Here is a 16,281-nt window from a genome sequence, read left to right as displayed (position 1 = left end):
ACGGACGCTTCCTTTGTACTCACCCTCTCGGGCTTTCCTCCGGGCGCTTCCCTTCGGTATTTCGTGTTCCCGACTCTATCAGATCCTCGCGGTCCCGATTTCCTCGGTGCCTTTCCGGTTCCCGGTCCGGCCTTTCGGCTTTCCCGTTTCCCTTTCCGACGAGTCCGACTCTATCAGATCCTTTCGGGCCTGATCCCCGGTCAGACAGGGTTTGCCTTCCCGGCCTCGCGGCCGTTCCGACGTCCCAGACAGTAGTGGATTCTCCTCCGGGCTCATAATCGAGCCCTTCGCAATCCGATTTCACGCACACCAGAAAAAAGGGGTGCCGAAAGCGGTCCCGTGAAGGAAGATCATGCTGAGTGGGTTACCGCTCGCGCGGTGAGAAGTCGTCCCGGAACCTCACGGCTCCGTGGCAACTCGAAGAACCCTACGTACCCGCCCCACGCGTGTCAAACCCCGTGTGCGGAGGGCGTTCTCTCGCTACGGTGGGGCCATGACCTCGCGTACAGGCACCCAGTGCTGGCGGGCCGCCTGACGGCGGCCGCCTTCCGTACGCACCTCCTCCCACGGCCGCCGCTTCCGGCGGCCGTTCGCGTTTCTCCCCCTCCGGAGCCGGCACGGTCCCCGCCGGGGCGGCTGTCACGGGCAGGGCACCCGGACCGACACGGAGTGGAGAGAATTGCGATGACACGCGTCTTCAGTGGGATCAAGCCGACCGGACACCTGACGCTGGGCAACTACCTGGGGGCCGTCCGGCGCTGGGCCCAGGCCGGCCAGTACGAGGCCGAGGCGCTGTTCTGCGTCGTGGACCTGCACGCCCTCACCGTGGAGCACGACCCGGCCAGGGTGCGGCGGCTCAGCAGGCAGGCCGCGAGTCTGCTGCTCGCCGCCGGGCTCGACCCCGCGCGGTGCACGCTGTTCGTGCAGAGCCACGTGGACGAGCACGCCCGGCTCTCGTACCTCCTGGAGTGCGTCGCCACCGACGGGGAGATGCGGCGCATGATCCAGTACAAGGAGAAGTCCGTCGTCGAGCGGGCCCGGGGCGGCAGCGTCCGGCTCTCCCTGCTCACGTACCCCGTACTGATGGCGGCCGACATCCTCGCCTACCGCGCCGAGGAGGTACCGGTGGGCGCGGACCAGACGCAGCACGTGGAACTCACCCGGGACCTCGCGGTGCGGTTCAACCAGCGGTACGGGCAGACCTTCGTCCAGCCGCGGGCGACCAGGCCCCCGGTGGCGGCGCGGGTCATGGACCTTCAGGACCCCGCGTCCAAGATGGGCAAGTCGCACGCCGCCACGGCGGGGATCGTCTATCTGCTGGACGAGCCCGACGTGATCAGGAAGAAGATCCTGCGGGCCGTCACCGACAGCGGGCGCGAGGTCGTGTACGACCCGGCCGGGCGGCCCGGCGTGGCGAACCTGCTGGAGATCCTCGCCGCCTGCGCCGGCGGGGACCCGGCCGCGCTCGCCGGTGCGTACCCCTCGTACGGGGCGCTGAAGAAGGAGGTGGCCGAGGCCGTCGTGGAGACGCTCCGGCCGGTGCGGGAGCGGCACCGGGAGCTGACCGCAGAACCCGGGGAGGCCGAACGGGTGCTCGCCGAGGGGGCCGCGCGGGCGCGGGCGATCGCGCGGCCCGTCGTGGACGCCGCCTACGCGGCGGTGGGGCTGCTCCCGGCGGCCCGGTAGCCGGGAGGGACGCGGCCCGGCCCGGTACTCGCCCCGGGCCGGGCCGCGGCGCTCAGGCGCCTGCCGCGAGTTCGCGGGAGCGGTCGCGGGCCGCTTCGAGGGCGGCGATCAGGGCGGCGCGTACCCCGTGGTTCTCCAGTTCGCGGATCGCGTTGATCGTCGTCCCGGCGGGCGAGGTGACGTTCTCGCGGAGCTTGACGGGGTGCTCGCCGGAGTCGCGCAGCATGACGGCCGCGCCGATCGCGGCCTGGACGATGAGGTCGTGCGCCTTGTCGCGCGGCAGGCCCAGGAGAATCCCGGCGTCCGTCATCGCCTCGACCAGGAAGTAGAAGTACGCCGGTCCGGAGCCGGAGAGCGCGGTGGTCGCGTCCTGCTGGGACTCGGGGACCCGGAGGGTCTTGCCGACCCCGCCGAAGATCGTCTCGGCGTGGGCGAGGTGCTGTTCGGCGGCGTGCGTGCCGGCCGAGATGACGGACATCGCCTCGTCCACGAGGGCCGGGGTGTTGGTCATGACGCGGACGACGGGGACGCCGTCCGTCAGGCGCTCCTCGATGAACGAGGTGGGGATGCCGGCCGCGCCGCTGATGACCAGCCGGTCGGCGGGCAGGTGCGGGGCGAGTTCGCCGAGCAGCGCGCCCATGTCCTGCGGTTTGACGGTCAGGATGAGGATGTCCGCCGACTTCGCGGCCTCCGGGTTGCTCACCGGGGTGACGCCGTGGCGAGCGCGGAGTTCCTCGGCGCGTTCGGGGCGGCGGGCCGTCACGAGCAGGTCCTGTGGGGCCCAGCCGGCCCGGATCATGCCGCTGAGCAGCGCTTCGCCGATCTTTCCGGTGCCGAGCACGGCGACTTTCAGGGTCATCGGGGTGGTCACCCTCCGCGTGGGGCTGTGTCGTCCGTGCGCCAGTCTCGCACCGGCGGGCGGGGGCGGGGGCGGCTGTCCGAGGGGCGGTACGGCGGCTTCCGGTGCGCGGAGCCGCTCAGGCGGTGCGGCGGCGCAGGGTCGCGGCGCCCAGGGCGAGGACGAGCAGGGCGCAGCCGGCCACCACGAGGGCGTCCCGCAGGAAGTCGCCGGTGATGTCGCGGTGGCGCAGGATCTCGTGCATGCCGTCGACGGCATAGGACATGGGGAGTACGTCCGAGACGGCCTCCAGGGCGGGGTGCATGCGCTCGCGGGCGGTGAACAGTCCGCACAGCAGGAGCTGCGGGAAGATCACCGCCGGCATGAACTGGACGGCCTGGAACTCGGAGGCGGCGAACGCCGAGACGAACAGGCCGAGCGCCGTGCCGAGCAGGGCGTCGAGGAGGGCGACCAGCAGCAGGAGCCATGCGGAGCCGGTGACGTCGAGTCCGAGGGCCCCCACCGACAGGGCGGTGACCAGCGCGGACTGGACGACGGCGAGCGCGCCGAAGGCGAGGGCGTACCCGGCGATCACGTCGCCCTTGCCGAGCGGGAGCGACAGCAGGCGTTCCAGGGTGCCCGAGGTGCGTTCTCGCAGGGTCGCGATGGACGTGACCAGGAACATCGTGATGAGCGGGAAGATCCCGAGCAGCGCGGCGCCGATGCCGTCGAAGGTGCGCGGGTCCGCGTCGAAGACGTACCGCAGCAGGAAGATCATCAGGCAGGGGACCAGCAGCATCAGGGCGATCGTGCGCGGGTCGTGGCGTAGCTGGCGCAGGACCCGGGCGGCCGTCGCGAGGGTACGGGCGGGGGTCAGGGGGCGCGTGCCTTCGGCGGGCGGCGGGGCCGGGGCGGGGGCGGCCTGGACGGTGGCGGGGGCCGGGGCGTTCGCGGGTTCGGGATCGGGTTCGGCTTCGGGTTCGGGTTCGGGTTCGGTGATCAGTTGGAGGAAGGCGGCCTCCACCGAGTCGGTGCCGGTGCGGGTGCGCAGGCCCGCGGGGGTGTCGGCGGCCAGGAGCCGGCCCTCGCGCAGGAGCAGCAGGTGGTGGCAGCGTTCGGCCTCGTCCATGACGTGCGAGGAGACCAGGATCGTCGTACCGCGTTCCTCGGCGAGGCGGTGGAAGAGGGCCCACAGGTCGCGGCGCAGTACCGGGTCGAGGCCGACGGTGGGTTCGTCCAGGACGAGGAGTTCGGGGGTGCCCAGCAGGGCCACGGCGAGGGAGACCCGGCTGCGCTGGCCGCCGGAGAGCGCGCCCGCGCGGGTGCCGGCCCGCTCGGTGAGGTCCACGTCGGCGAGTACGCGGTCGACCTCGGCGGTCCGGTGGGCGGCGCGGGCGTGGCCCGGGTCGAGGACGGCGGCGAAGTAGTCGAGGTTCTGGCGGACGGTCAGGTCGTCGTAGACGGAGGGCGCCTGGGTGACGTAGCCGACGCGGGGGCGCAGGGCGGGGGCGCCCGCCGGGGCGCCGAGGACGTCGAGGTGTCCCGCGACCCGGGCCTGGGTGCCGACGACGGCGCGCATCACGGTGGACTTGCCGCAGCCGGAGGGCCCGAGCAGTCCGGTGACGGTGCCGGCGGGGACGGTGAAGTCGAGGGCGTGCAGGACGGTGCGGGGGCCGCGCCGCACGGTGAGGCCGCGGGCGCGTACGGCGGCCTCCCGTTCCGGCGCGGTGCGGGTCGCCGCGGCGGGCGCTGAAGGTGCAGAGGGTGCGGAGGGCGCTGAAGGTGCTGAAGGCGCTGGGCCGGGCATCCGGGGCTCCAGGTGGACTGGGGGCGGGTGGTTCAGGTGGGGCGCATGACCGTCGGGCGGGAGCCCGGTTTTATTCATCGGTTGGTTAATTCTTCGCGCGGGGCGGATCGCGTGTCAAGGGAGGGGGCTCGAAAGGGTGCGGCGGACGTGCGGGGCGGGACGGGCGCGGCCCCGCACTTCCGTCGCGGGGGCGGGTGTTCGAAAAGCCCGGACAGGGGGCCTCGGTTACGGAGAGGATGGTTCTCGTCACAGGTGGTCGACTGTGCGGTGGTGCCCCGGGCGTTCGGGGGTGCCGTGGTCGGCCTGCCGGTGCGCTCCCCCGCGCCGGCGACCCACGCGTCTCCTCTCCGTCCGTGCAGCTGGAGGTGCCATGTCGTCCACGCCGTCCACCCCTTCTCCCCCTGATCCCGTCGCGCCCGACTCCCCCGATTCCCCTGCCGCTCCTCGTCCCGTCTCCGAAGGGGCGGCCGGGGCCGGGCCCGGCCGGTGGCGGGCCGACGTCACCGCCTCGTTCGTCGTCTTCCTGGTGGCGCTGCCGCTGTGCGTCGGGGTCGCCGTGGCCTCCGGGGTGCCGGCCGAACTGGGCCTGGTCACCGGGATCGTGGGCGGTCTGGTGGCGGGCGCGCTGCCCGGCAGCAGCCTCCAGGTCAGCGGTCCCGCCGCCGGGCTGACCGTCCTCGTGTACGAGGCGGTGCAGCGGTACGGGCTCGGGGCGCTGGGGCTGCTGGTCCTGGTCGCGGGGCTCGCGCAGATCCTGCTGGGGCTGCTGCGGCTCGGGCGCTGGTTCCGTGCCGTGTCGGTGGCCGTCGTGCAGGGGATGCTGGCGGGGATCGGGCTCGTGCTGATCGCCGGGCAGGTCTACGCGCTCGCGGACGTCGAGGCCCCGTCGGGCGGTCCCGGGAAGTTCGCCGGGCTGGCCGGGCTGGTCCGGGAGGCGGACGGGACGGCGCTGGCGATCGGCCTGGGCACGCTCGCGGTGCTCGTGCTGTGGCCGAGGTGGCGGGCGGGGGCGCGGGTGCTGCCCGCGCCCCTGGTGGCGGTGGGGCTCGCGGCGGCGGTGACCGGCGGGTTCGGGCTGCCGGTGCACCGGGTCGAGGTGCGGGGGCTGCTCGGCTCCGTGCAGCCCCCGAAGCCCGAGGAGCTGGGGCGGCTCGTGGAGGTCGGGGTGCTCGGGACCCTCGTCGCCTTCGTGCTGATCGCCTCGGCCGAGTCGCTGTTCAGCGCGGCGGCCGTGGACCGGATGCACGACGGCCCGCGAACCGACTACGACCGCGAGCTGGTCGCGCAGGGGGCGGGCAACGCGGTGTGCGGGGCGCTCGGGGCGCTGCCGATGACGGCGGTCATCGTGCGCAGCTCCGCCAACGTACGGGCGGGGGCGCGGACGAAGGCGTCCCGGGTCCTGCACGGCTGCTGGCTGCTGCTGTTCGCCGCGCTGCTGCCGTGGGCGCTGGAGGTCATTCCGGTGGCGGCGCTCGCGGCGGTACTGGTGCACGCCGGGGGCAAGCTGATCCCGGTGCGCGCACTGCTCCCGCTGTGGCGCGGGCACCGGGGCGAGGCCGTGGTCCTCGCCGTGACGGCGGTGGCGATCGTGCTGACCAACCTGTTCGAGGGGGTCCTGCTGGGGCTGCTGCTGTCGGTCGCGAAGACGGCCTGGGACATGAGCCACGCGCACGTGGAGGTCGCCGGGCGGGAGGGGACGGGGCCGCTCCTCGTCCTGGTCAGCGGCAACGTCACCTTCCTGCGGCTGCCGAAGCTGCTCGACGCGCTGGAGGCCGTACCTGCGGGGCGGCCGGTGGCCCTGGACCTGAGCGGGGTACGGCACCTGGACCACGCCTCGCAGTCGGCGCTGGAGACCTGGGCCGCGGCGCGCGGCGGGGTCGGGGCGGCCGGGGGCGGCGGCGGGGTGCCGCTGGACACGCGTTCTCCCTGACCCCGGGCGCGTGCGCCGCGCCGGACGCCGGGGTCCCGCCCCGGCGTCCGGTCCCGCCCGCCCCTCTCAGGCGGGGGCCTGGCCGGGGCGGATCGCGACGCTGAGTTCGGCCACGTAGGTCTCCTCGACCCGGCCGTCGGGGAACTCGGCGAGCAGCGCGGCCCGTTCGGCGGCCAGGAAGGCGGTGGCGGTCTCCTCGTCCTGGATCAGGACGATCGAGTGGCTCGCGAGGTTGGCGAGGTGGGTGTCGACCGGGATGCGGCGGCTCCAGCGGATCTCGCGGTGCCGGGTCTTTGGCCAGTAGGCGAGAGCGCGGTCGCGTCCGCTGCCGTAGCGCGGGCTCACGCTCCTGCCGCCGGGTCCCGGCATCGGGTTGGGCGCCGGTGCCCGCTCCCGCTCGGACGCGGGGGCGCGTTCGTCCTCGGAGGCGTGTTTGCCGAGGGCCCCGCCCTGTGGGCCGAAGTGCTCGCGCAGCCGCGCGTCCTGGGCCGCGATCCACGGGACGGTGGAGTCCGCCACGTTCCACCACGCGGCGAGCGCCCCGCCGGGCCGCAGGACGCGCAGGGCCTCAGGGACGGAGCGCTCGGGCCGGGTCCAGTGCCAGGACTGGGCGTAGGTGATGAGGTCGGCGGCGGCCCCGGCGAGCGGGAGGGCGTCGCCGTCCCCGCGCACGACGGGCACCTCGGGCAGGCCGCGGCGCAGTTCGGCGGCCATGCCCTCCCCGGGTTCCACGGCGAGGACCCGCGCGCCGCGCTCCCGCAGGAGGCGCGTGGCGATGCCGGTGCCCGCTCCGACGTCGACGACCCGGGCGCCCGCCAGGGGCCGGCCCGAGAGTTCCTCGACGGCGTCGAACAGGGCGGCCGGGTAGGACGGCCGGTGGGCGGCGTAGGAGGCGGCCACGGCGTTGAAGGAGTGGGCTCGGGAGCGGTCGTCGGGGGCGGGGGGCTTCGTCATGTGATCATCCTGCGCCCGGAGGGAGGCGAGGGGAAAGGTGCCTCTGCCGGGTGGGTCCCGGCGGCGGCTACCCGCGCGGTCGCGCGGCCCGTCCGCCCGCGCGGCCCGCGGTGCGGCGTTCGTAGTGGGCGCGGGCCTTCTCGTACTCCGCCCGGTGCAGCCCCTCGCCGGGGGCCTCGCTCAGGCAGCGCAGGAAGTGGGCGAAGAGGCGGCCGACGAAGCCGATCGCGAGCAGTCCGCGCAGGGACTGCTGGGTCGCCGGGTCGGGACGGGTGCCGTAGGACTCCCAGGTGCGGACGAAGGCGAGCACCGTGCAGAGCGCGAACATCCCGACGAGGAGGACGGTGACCAGACCGCCGGCCTCGGCGAGGCGGACCCCGTCGTAGGCGAGGCGCAGGACGAGGGCCCCGGCCAGCGCGCCGAGCAGGGAGGCCGTGGCCACGGCGGCGCGGCGCCACGCGTACCCGCCGTCGTGCCGCAGCCAGGTCGTGCCGAAGAAGCGGATCGGCTCGGGGGCGGGGCCCTTGGGGGTGGGACCCGCCCCCGTGTCCTGGCGCGCCCGTGCCGTCGCGTCCTCGCGGGCGGATTCGGTCTTGTCCTCGGGGGCTGGTCCGGCCTTGTTCCCGCGGGCGGTTTCGGTCTTGTCCTCGGGGGCTGGTCCGGCCTTGTTCCCGCGGGCGGTTTCGGTCTTGTCCTCGGGGGCTGGTCCGGTCTTGTCCTCGCGGGCCGGTTGAGTGCTCACGGGCCGATTGTGTCACCGGGGGCGGGGCGGGAGACGGCGCGGCGCCGTGGCCCGGGTCGGGTCACGGCGCCGCACGACGCGTACGAGGGGCGGGCCCTCAGCCGCCGAGGAGGGTCACGTCGCGGACCGCGCCCCGGTCGGCGCTGGTCGCCATGGCGGCGTAGGCGCGCAGGGCCGCCGACACCTTGCGCTCGCGGTTCTTCGGGGCGTAGACCCCGCCGAGGGCCGCGCGGCGGGCGGCCAGGGTCTCGTCGTCCACGAGCAGCTCCATCGAGCGGTTCGGGATGTCGATGCGGATGCGGTCGCCGTCCTCGACGAGGGCGATCGTGCCGCCCGAGGCGGCCTCCGGGGAGGCGTGGCCGATGGACAGGCCCGAGGTGCCGCCGGAGAAGCGGCCGTCGGTGATCAGCGCGCACACCTTGCCCAGGCCACGGCCCTTGAGGAAGGAGGTCGGGTACAGCATCTCCTGCATGCCGGGGCCGCCCTTGGGGCCCTCGTAGCGGATCACGACGACGTCGCCGGGCGTGACCTGCTTGGTGAGGATCTTCTCGACGGCCTCCTCCTGCGACTCGCACACGACGGCCGGGCCCTCGAAGGTCCAGATGGACTCGTCGACCCCGGCGGTCTTCACGACCGCGCCGTCCACCGCGAGGTTGCCGCGCAGGACGCCGAGGCCGCCGTCCTGCGAGTAGGCGTGCGCCACGTCGCGGATGCAGCCGTTCGCGGCGTCCGTGTCGAGGGTGTCCCAGCGCTCCGACTGGGAGAACGCCTCGGCGGAGCGGCGGCAGCCGGGGGCCGCGTGCCACAGCTCGACGGCCTCCTCCGCGGTCGAGCCCGAGCGGATGTCCCAGTACTCCAGCCAGTCCTTGATGGAGGTGGAGTGCACGGTGTGCACGTCCTCGTTGAGCAGGCCGCCCCGGTACAGCTCGCCGAGGATCGCGGGGATGCCGCCGGCCCGGTGCACGTCCTCCATGTAGTACGTGGTGGTGGGGGCGACGTTCGGCGCGACCTTCGCGACGCAGGGGACACGGCGCGAGACGGCGTCGATGTCGTGCAGGTCGTAGCCCGCTCCCGCTTCCTGGGCGGCGGCCAGCAGGTGCAGGATCGTGTTGGTCGAACCGCCCATCGCGATGTCGAGGGCCATGGCGTTCTCGAAGGCCGCGTGGGTCGCGATGTTGCGGGGCAGGACGGAGTCGTCGTCCTCCTCGTAGTACCGCTTCGCGATCTCGACGACGGTCGAGCCGGCCCTCTCGTACAGCGCCTTGCGGGCGGTGTGCGTGGCGAGGACCGAGCCGTTGCCGGGCAGGGCCAGGCCGATGGCCTCGGTCAGGCAGTTCATCGAGTTGGCGGTGAACATGCCGGAACAGGAGCCGCAGGTCGGGCAGGCGTTCTCCTCGATGCGCAGGATGTCCTCGTCGGAGACGTCCTCGTTGACCGCGTCGCTGATCGCGTTGATCAGGTCGAGCTTGCGGACCGTGCCGTCGACCAGGGTGGCCTTGCCGGCCTCCATCGGGCCGCCGGAGACGAAGACCGTCGGGATGTTGAGGCGCAGGGCGGCCATCAGCATGCCCGGGGTGATCTTGTCGCAGTTGGAGATGCAGATCAGGGCGTCGGCGCAGTGCGCCTCGACCATGTACTCGACGGAGTCGGCGATCAGGTCGCGGGAGGGCAGCGAGTAGAGCATGCCGCCGTGGCCCATCGCGATGCCGTCGTCCACGGCGATGGTGTTGAACTCGCGGGGCACCGCGCCCGCCGCCTTGACCGCCTCGGACACGATCCGGCCGACCGGCTGCAGGTGGGTGTGGCCGGGCACGAACTCAGTGAAGGAGTTGGCGATCGCCACGATGGGCTTGCCGATGTCCTCACTGGCTACGCCCGACGCCCGCATAAGGGCGCGCGCACCCGCCATGTTGCGGCCGTGGGTGACAGTGCGGGACCTCAGCTCGGGCATCGTCGCTCGCTCCTCGTAAAGCAGAAGGGGGCCGGGGGTGTGCCGGTTCGGCGCGGGGCCTCTCCGGGTTCCCCAGGCTCCGGTACGGCCAGGGTGGCTGTTGTCGAGCGTACGCCGCGTCTCCAAGATCTGGACAGGGTGTCCGGAATCCGGGACAGATGTACGGGAATCGTCTCAGGGTCCGGAGACGGGGCGGCCCCTCGCGGCCCGGTCAGCCTCCGGGTCCGGAGACCGGGGGCGGTCCCTGCGGCTCCGGGTCGGTCAGGTAGCGCTGGAGGGCGGGGGCGACGGCCGCGACGATGTGTTCGGGGTCGGCGGAGGCCATCGGCTCGACCCGCACGACGTAGCGCAGGACGGCGACGCCGACCATGTGGGAGGCGGCGAGTTCGGCGCGGAACCGGGCGTCGGGCACGTCGAGTTCACCGGCGATCCGCTCCAGCAGCCGGCGCAGCACGAATCCGCGCAGGACCTTCGCCGCGGCCTCGTGGGTGAGCGCCGAGCGGACGATCGCGAGCAGCGGGGCGCGGGTGACGGGGTCCTCCCACACGCCGAGGAAGAAGCGGGCCAGCCGTTCCCCGATCCTCCCGGGGTCGTGGGCGAGGGCCTCGGGCAGCCCGGCGGCGGGCTCGAAGGACAGCTCGATCGCCGCCGCGAACACCTCGTCCTTCGTGCCGAAGTAGTGGTGCACGAGGGAGGCGTCGACCCCGGCGAGCGCGGCGATGGACCGGACCGAGGTCTTGTCGTAACCGCGCTCGGCGAAGACGGTACGGGCGGCGGCGAGGATGCGGTCGCGGGCCCCGGGCCCGTCCTCGGCCGCGGCCTTCGGCGGACGACCGCGACGACGGGCGGGCTTGGCGGGAGCGGGCCCGGCGGAAGCAGGAGCGGGCCCGGCGGAGGCGGGAGCGGGGCCGCCGGGAGCGGGGCCGGTACCGGAGCCGGAGTCCGGGCCGCTCGTCCCGGTGGCGTCCGGGGTCCGGCCCCGTTGCCCCGCCTGCCCCGGGCCGCTCCCCTGCCTCTGTTGCTGTCCCTGTCCCTGTCCCTTTTCCTGTCCCTGTCCCTTTTCCTGCCCCCGCCCTCGGCCCGTCAAGGCTTGCGCGCCCGCTGCGGGTCCGGCTCCCGCCGTGACGTGGCCAGGTGGAGGCGGGTGAAGGCGAGGGCCTCGGCGAGGTCGGCCTCGCGTTCCGCGTTGGACATGGCGCGGCGCGTGTTGACCTCGATGACGACGTGCCCGGTGAAGCCGGAGTCCGCGAGGTCTTCCAGGGTCTTCGCGCAGGGCTGCGTCCCCCGCCCGGGGACGAGGTGCTCGTCCTTGCCGGAACCGGAGCCGTCCGCGAGGTGGACGTGGGCGAGCCGGTCGCCCATCCGCGCGATCATGGCGCTCGCGTCGGTGCGGGCGGTCGCGGTGTGCGACAGGTCCACGGTGAAGTGCCGGTAGTCGTGCTTGGTGACGTCCCAGTCGGGCGCGTACGCGAGCAGTTCCCGGTCGCGGTAGCGCCACGGGTACATGTTCTCGACGGCGAAGCGGACGTCGGTCTCCTCGGCCATCCGCCAGATCCCGTTCACGAAGTCCCGGGAGTACTGCCGCTGCCAGCGGAACGGCGGGTGCACGACGACGGCCGAGGCGCCGAGCCGCTCGGCGGCGGCCTTGGCCCGCTGGAGCTTCGTCCACGGGTCGGTGGTCCACACGCGCTGCGTGATCAGCAGGCAGGGGGCGTGCACGGCGAGCACCGGCACGCCGTGCAGGTCCGAGAGCCGGCGCAGCGCCTCGATGTCCTGGCTGACCGGGTCGGTCCACACCATGACTTCCACGCCGTCGTATCCGAGGCGCGCGGCGATCTCGAAGGCCGTCGCCGTCGACTCCGGGTACACCGAGGCCGTCGACAGGGCGACCTTCGCGTCCGGGACGCGCACGGTTGGTTCTGCCACGGAACCAGCGTAAGGGCGTGGGGGCGGACCAGGGGTCCAGGGTGCGGAGGGGAGGGGTGTGCGGGGTGTGCGGTTGAACACCCCCGTGGTTCCCGGGCCCCGGCCCGCCACCGCCGTGCCCTCAGCCCCGGACGGGCCTGTCCTCAGCCGCCGGACGGGCCCGGAGAGGCCGCGGCCGGGTGCGTCCGCCGCGCCGGCAGGTGGGCGAGGCGGCGCATGATGACGCCTTCCCTGAGGGCCCAGGGGCAGATCTCGGCCCGCTCCACGCCCAGGAGGTCCATCGCGCCCTCGGCGACGATCGCGCCCGCCAGGAGCTGTCCGGCGCGGTCGGCGGAGACCCCGGGGAGTTCCGCGCGTTCCCGCGCGCTCATCGCGGCGAGCCTGGGGACCCACTCCTCCAGGGAGCGGCGCTTGAGTTCGCGGTGGACGTGGACGCCCTCGGAGGAACGGGCCGCGCCACCGATCCGGGCGAGCTGCCGGAAGGTCTTGGAGGTGGCGACGACGTGGTCCGGCGGGCCGAGGCGGACGAAGTCACCCACAGTGCGGCCGATCTCCGCGCGTACGTGCTTGCGCAGCTCCCTCAGGCTCTCCGGGGCGGGCGGGTCGCCGGGCAGCCAGGTGTGGGTGAGGCGGCCCGCGCCCAGCGGCAGCGACACCGCCGTGTCGGGCTCCTCGTCCATGCCGTACGCGATCTCCAGGGAGCCGCCGCCTATGTCGAGCAGCAGCAGCCGCCCCGCCGACCAGCCGAACCAGCGGCGTGCGGCGAGGAAGGTGAGCCGGGCCTCGTCGGCGCCGCTGAGGACGTCGAGCCGTACGCCGGTCTCCGTCTCGACGCGGTGCAGGACCTCGTCGGCGTTGACCGCCTCGCGCACGGCGGAGGTCGCGAAGGGCAGCAGCTCCTCGACGCCCTTGTCCTCGGCGGCCCGCAGCGCCTCGTGGACCGTGCGGACGAGGGCGTCGACGCCCTGGGGACCGATCGCGCCGCGCTCGTCGAGGAGCTGGGCGAGCCGCAGGTACGCCTTGTGGGAGTGCGCGGGCAGCGGGCGGGCGCCGGGGTGGGCGTCCATCACCAGCAGGTGCACCGTGTTCGAGCCGACGTCGAGAACTCCGAGCCTCATGGACGCAGACGCTACTGCCGCCGCGGGGGCCCGGGGCCGGGATTCACGCGAAGGTGACGCGGTCGACGCGCCCGTCCGCGCTCTCCCGGCGCCACGGGGAGGGCGCGCGGGGCCGTCGTTGCCGGTGCGGGCCCCCGCGCGCTTACCCTGGGCCCCGTGCCGAAGACGAAAAAGGCGAAGCCCGCAGAAATGCCGCGCGACGCACAGCCGGACATGCCGGGCGAAGCGCAGCCGGACATGCCGCGCGACGCGCAGCCGGACATGCCGGGCGAAGCGCAGCCGGACATGCCGCGGCAGAAGCGGAAGCGGAAGCAGGCCGGGCAGGAACGGGCCGAGCGGCCGGAGCGGACCGGGCAGCAGCGGGCCGAGCGGCCGAAGCAGGCCGGCGGGAAGAAGCGGAAGGTATCCGGCAAGGAGCCGCGGGTGGCGGTGATCGCCGAGTCCGACGAGCAGCCGATCGACTTCGCGCGCGCCTGGGTCGAGTTCCCCGACCCGGCGGACGAGGAGCAGGTGTTCCGCTGCGACCTGACCTGGCTGACCTCGCGCTGGAACTGCGTGTTCGGCAGCGGCTGCCAGGGCATCCAGGCGGGGCGGGCCGACGACGGCTGCTGCACGCTGGGCGCGCACTTCTCCGACGAGGAGGACGAGGAGCGGGTGGCCGGCTTCGTCGAGCGGCTGACCCCCGACATCTGGCAGCACCACGACGTCGGCACCGACAGCGGCTGGGTCCAGGAGGACGAGAACGACGGGGAGCGGCAGACCCGCCGCTGGAACGGTTCCTGCATCTTCCAGAACCGGCCCGGTTTCGAGGGCGGCGCGGGCTGCTCCCTGCACATCCTCGCGCTGCGCGAGGGCCGTGAGCCGCTGGAGACCAAGCCGGACGTGTGCTGGCAGCTCCCGGTGCGCCGGACCTACGACTGGATCGAGCGGCCCGACGACTCGCAGATCCTCCAGGTGTCGATCGGCGAGTACGACCGCAGGGGCTGGGGTCCGGGCGGTCACGACCTGCACTGGTGGTGCACCTCGGCGACCTCCGCGCACGGCGCGGGCGACCCCGTGTACGTGTCGTACCGGCCCGAGCTGATCGAGCTGATGGGCAAGGAGGGCTACGACCGCCTCGTCGAACTGTGCGAGGCCCGGCTCGCCTCCCAGCTCCCGCTGGTCGCCCCGCATCCGGCGGACCCGGTACGGCCCGCCGCGAAGTGACCCGCCGCCGGCCCGGCGGGCGGGCGGCGCCCCGGCTCCTCAGTGGTGCCGGTGCTTGCGGACCGCCCCGTCCTGGGCCGGGGCGGGTTCCTCGGTGGGCGCCGTCGTCGGCTCGGTGACCGGCGGGTCGGGCGGGGGCGTGGTGGCCGGCTCGGTGGGCTCGGGTTCCGGGCTGCTGGGCTGCGGCTCGGGGTCCGGGGGCGGCTGGGGGGCCTCGTCGGTCACCTGCGGCGTGGGCGCCGTCGAGTGCCCCGGGCCGTTGCCGCCCGCCGGGGGACGCGGGGGCGCGGGCCTGCTCCGGCCCGGTCCGCTGACCTGGACCAGCGCGCCGGTCGGGGCCACGGTGACGGCGGCGCTCCACGGGTGGGCCGGGGTGCGGTCCCGTACGACGCGGACCGGGACGGTGACCGAGTCGCCCGGCGCGAGCCGGCCCGAGGTGCGGCCGATGCTCAGCCAGGCGGCGCGGCTGGCGAGCGTCCAGCGGATGTCCCCGGCGCCCTTCGCGGTGAGCGTGACGAACGTCGTGTCGCCACTGGTGCGGGCGGCCACGGCCAGCCCCGTCGTCCCCTTGCCGTGCTTGCCGCCCGGGTCGATGACCGTCGCGGACACGCCCTTGGCGCTCTTGCCGCCGCGCTGCCCCGGGCGGCCCTCGCCGCCCTTGGCGCCGCCCGTGGTGCCGTCCGGGTCCCTGCCGGGGCCCGCGTCGCCCCCGGCCTCCGGCGCGGTGGCCGCGTGGCGGCCCTCGGGGCTGTGGTCGGTGAAGGGGACGCCCCGGTAGGCGGCCCACAGCGCGAGGACGGGGGCCGCGACGACCGTGGCGACCACCGTCGTCGTCACCGCGCGGGCGCGCAGCCGGTCGCGGCGCGCGGCGCGGTCCTTGGGGTCCATCGGGAAGCCGCGCCGGTCGAAGCGCGGGGCGGCCGCGCCCTTGCGGCGCGGCACGGGCAGCTTCGCGAGGGCGGCGAGCGCGTTCCTCGGGGCGGGGATCACGGGCAGCGAGTCCGGGGTGACGGCGGTGCCCGGCCACGGGTCGCCCGCGCCCGCCCGTTCCGCGGTACGGCGGCAGCGCGGGCAGTCGTCGACGTGCCGCACGAGTTCCCCGCGCAGCGCGGCGCCGAGCGGGATGCGGCGGTCGCCCGCGTACCGGATGGCGACGGGGCAGCCTCCGGTCGCGGCGACACCGAGGGCGGCGCGGGTGCGTTCGACCTCGCAGGCGGCGGCCGCGAGGAGTTCCCGCGCGGCGATCGGGGCGAGCCCCACGACGGAGGCGACCTGCTGCGGGCTCAGTCCGTGCCGTACCGCGAGTTCCAGGGCCTCGCGCTGCTCGGGGCTGGTCCCCGCGGCCTCCGGCCAGGCGAGGGAGGCCAGTTCGAGACGCCGGGCGCGCTGGGTCTCCTCGTCGGGTTCCGGGACCGGGACGCCCGCCCGGCCGGGCGTGGGGACCGTGTGCCGGGCGCGCCGGTCCTCGGCCATGCGGCGCAGGCAGATCCACCGGGCCAGCGCGTAGAGCCAGGCGCACAGGCCGTCCGCGTCCTTGGGGGCGCGGGTGTGGCGGCGTTCGGCAAGGTCGAGGACCTCGCGCAGGACGTCGAGGGCCGCGTCGTGATCGCACAGCACGGACAGGCAGTACGTGAACAGCCCGTCGAGCCAGTCGTCGTGACGTCGCCCGGGACGCTCCGTGTGCTCCTCTGGACGATTCCCGTGCCCGTCGGGGCGGTCGCCGTGCCCGCCCCCCGGCCGGTCCCCGTCGCGCTTGTGTCGCGGGGGCTCGTACGAGTACTGGTGACGGGAGAAGGGCCGGTCACCCGGGTCGCCGCCGGAGCCCGGGGCGGCGCCCGGCACGGGTGCGGCCGCCCCCTGTCCGGTCTCGGAGTCCGGGCCGGACGGGGCGTCGGGGCGCCGTCGGCGTGCACGGGGTGTGCGCGTGGCGTGGTCCGTCCTGCTGCTCATCACCTGGCCGACCGTAGGCGCCCGCGCGCGACCACTTGGTCCAGCTTGAGCCCATTTAATCCTTACGGGTGAACAGATCACTCGAAAGGGGACAGTCTTCCGCTGCTTCCGCGGACCCGCGCACGCGTCTCGCACCCCCGGCGCCGACCGGGTCCGGGCGCGCGGTACGGCGC

Annotated in this window: 11 protein-coding genes and 2 pseudogenes; 3 read left to right on the top strand and 10 right to left on the bottom strand. The window is 74.5% G+C overall.

Features of this window, described 5'->3' with window-relative positions; translation table 11 throughout:
• Positions 1 to 684 precede the first annotated feature (684 nt).
• On the top strand, positions 685 to 1,686 hold the full coding sequence (trpS, locus tag ACFYMP_RS19985; RefSeq protein WP_388859004.1) for a tryptophan--tRNA ligase: 1,002 nt from the start codon (positions 685 to 687) through the stop codon (positions 1,684 to 1,686).
• 52 nt (positions 1,687 to 1,738) lie between these two features.
• On the opposite strand, the gene proC is transcribed toward trpS, so the two are convergent.
• From proC to ACFYMP_RS19970, 3 genes and pseudogenes are all read right to left on the bottom strand, one after another.
• Positions 1,739 to 2,545, bottom strand: a complete 807-nt coding sequence (proC, locus tag ACFYMP_RS19980; protein WP_388859001.1) for a pyrroline-5-carboxylate reductase — start codon at positions 2,543 to 2,545, stop codon at positions 1,739 to 1,741.
• 118 nt (positions 2,546 to 2,663) lie between these two features.
• Complete coding sequence (locus ACFYMP_RS19975; protein ID WP_388859051.1) at positions 2,664 to 3,401, bottom strand: ABC transporter permease; 738 nt, start codon at positions 3,399 to 3,401, stop codon at positions 2,664 to 2,666.
• A 267-nt stretch (positions 3,402 to 3,668) separates the two neighbouring features.
• Positions 3,669 to 4,331: pseudogene (locus tag ACFYMP_RS19970) on the bottom strand (ABC transporter ATP-binding protein); the annotation flags it as partial.
• A 370-nt stretch (positions 4,332 to 4,701) separates the two neighbouring features.
• On the opposite strand from ACFYMP_RS19970, the gene ACFYMP_RS19965 reads away from it, so the two are divergent.
• Entirely contained in the window at positions 4,702 to 6,261 is a 1,560-nt protein-coding gene (locus tag ACFYMP_RS19965) for a SulP family inorganic anion transporter (RefSeq protein ID WP_388858998.1), read from the top strand.
• 66 nt (positions 6,262 to 6,327) lie between these two features.
• Here ACFYMP_RS19965 and ACFYMP_RS19960 read toward each other — a convergent pair whose 3' ends face one another.
• From ACFYMP_RS19960 to ACFYMP_RS19935, 6 genes and pseudogenes are all read right to left on the bottom strand, one after another.
• Positions 6,328 to 7,215 carry a class I SAM-dependent methyltransferase gene (locus ACFYMP_RS19960; RefSeq protein WP_388858995.1) on the bottom strand — a complete coding sequence of 296 codons (888 nt, stop codon included), beginning with the start codon at positions 7,213 to 7,215 and terminating at the stop codon, positions 6,328 to 6,330.
• A gap of 67 nt (positions 7,216 to 7,282) precedes the next feature.
• Complete coding sequence (locus ACFYMP_RS19955) at positions 7,283 to 7,720, bottom strand: EamA/RhaT family transporter (RefSeq protein ID WP_388859048.1); 438 nt, start codon at positions 7,718 to 7,720, stop codon at positions 7,283 to 7,285.
• 334 nt (positions 7,721 to 8,054) lie between these two features.
• Positions 8,055 to 9,908, bottom strand: a complete 1,854-nt coding sequence (gene ilvD, locus ACFYMP_RS19950) for a dihydroxy-acid dehydratase (protein WP_388858992.1) — start codon at positions 9,906 to 9,908, stop codon at positions 8,055 to 8,057.
• 211 nt (positions 9,909 to 10,119) lie between these two features.
• Positions 10,120 to 10,773: pseudogene (locus ACFYMP_RS19945) on the bottom strand (TetR family transcriptional regulator); the annotation flags it as partial.
• Between the two features lie 218 nt (positions 10,774 to 10,991).
• Positions 10,992 to 11,834, bottom strand: coding sequence for a sugar phosphate isomerase/epimerase family protein (locus ACFYMP_RS19940; RefSeq protein WP_388858988.1), 843 nt, complete (start codon positions 11,832 to 11,834; stop codon positions 10,992 to 10,994).
• 143 nt (positions 11,835 to 11,977) lie between these two features.
• Positions 11,978 to 12,952, bottom strand: a complete 975-nt coding sequence (locus tag ACFYMP_RS19935; RefSeq protein WP_388858985.1) for a Ppx/GppA family phosphatase — start codon at positions 12,950 to 12,952, stop codon at positions 11,978 to 11,980.
• 423 nt (positions 12,953 to 13,375) lie between these two features.
• On the opposite strand from ACFYMP_RS19935, the gene ACFYMP_RS19930 reads away from it, so the two are divergent.
• Positions 13,376 to 14,158, top strand: a complete 783-nt coding sequence (locus ACFYMP_RS19930) for a hypothetical protein (protein WP_388859045.1) — start codon at positions 13,376 to 13,378, stop codon at positions 14,156 to 14,158.
• Positions 14,159 to 14,197: 39 nt separating this feature from the next.
• Here ACFYMP_RS19930 and ACFYMP_RS19925 read toward each other — a convergent pair whose 3' ends face one another.
• On the bottom strand, positions 14,198 to 16,108 hold the full coding sequence (locus ACFYMP_RS19925) for a sigma-70 family RNA polymerase sigma factor (RefSeq protein WP_388858982.1): 1,911 nt from the start codon (positions 16,106 to 16,108) through the stop codon (positions 14,198 to 14,200).
• Positions 16,109 to 16,281 lie beyond the last annotated feature (173 nt).

The sequence above is a fragment of the Streptomyces sp. NPDC007088 genome (genome assembly GCF_042869355.1).
GTDB lineage: Bacteria > Actinomycetota > Actinomycetes > Streptomycetales > Streptomycetaceae > Streptomyces.
The sequence above is the reverse complement of the archived record's forward strand: the minus strand, read 5'-3'. Positions and strand labels throughout refer to the sequence as shown.

Bases quoted from the DNA above. Each gene is read 5' to 3' on its own strand.
- ACFYMP_RS19925 (WP_388858982.1), bottom strand. From the start codon at position 16,108: ATGAGCAGCAGGACGGACCACGCCACGCGCACACCCCGTGCACGCCGA.
- trpS (WP_388859004.1), top strand. From the start codon at position 685: ATGACACGCGTCTTCAGTGGGATCAAGCCGACCGGACACCTGACGCTG.
- ilvD (WP_388858992.1), bottom strand. From the start codon at position 9,908: ATGCCCGAGCTGAGGTCCCGCACTGTCACCCACGGCCGCAACATGGCG.
- ACFYMP_RS19965 (WP_388858998.1), top strand. From the start codon at position 4,702: ATGTCGTCCACGCCGTCCACCCCTTCTCCCCCTGATCCCGTCGCGCCC.
- ACFYMP_RS19960 (WP_388858995.1), bottom strand. From the start codon at position 7,215: ATGACGAAGCCCCCCGCCCCCGACGACCGCTCCCGAGCCCACTCCTTC.
- ACFYMP_RS19935 (WP_388858985.1), bottom strand. From the start codon at position 12,952: ATGAGGCTCGGAGTTCTCGACGTCGGCTCGAACACGGTGCACCTGCTG.
- proC (WP_388859001.1), bottom strand. From the start codon at position 2,545: ATGACCCTGAAAGTCGCCGTGCTCGGCACCGGAAAGATCGGCGAAGCG.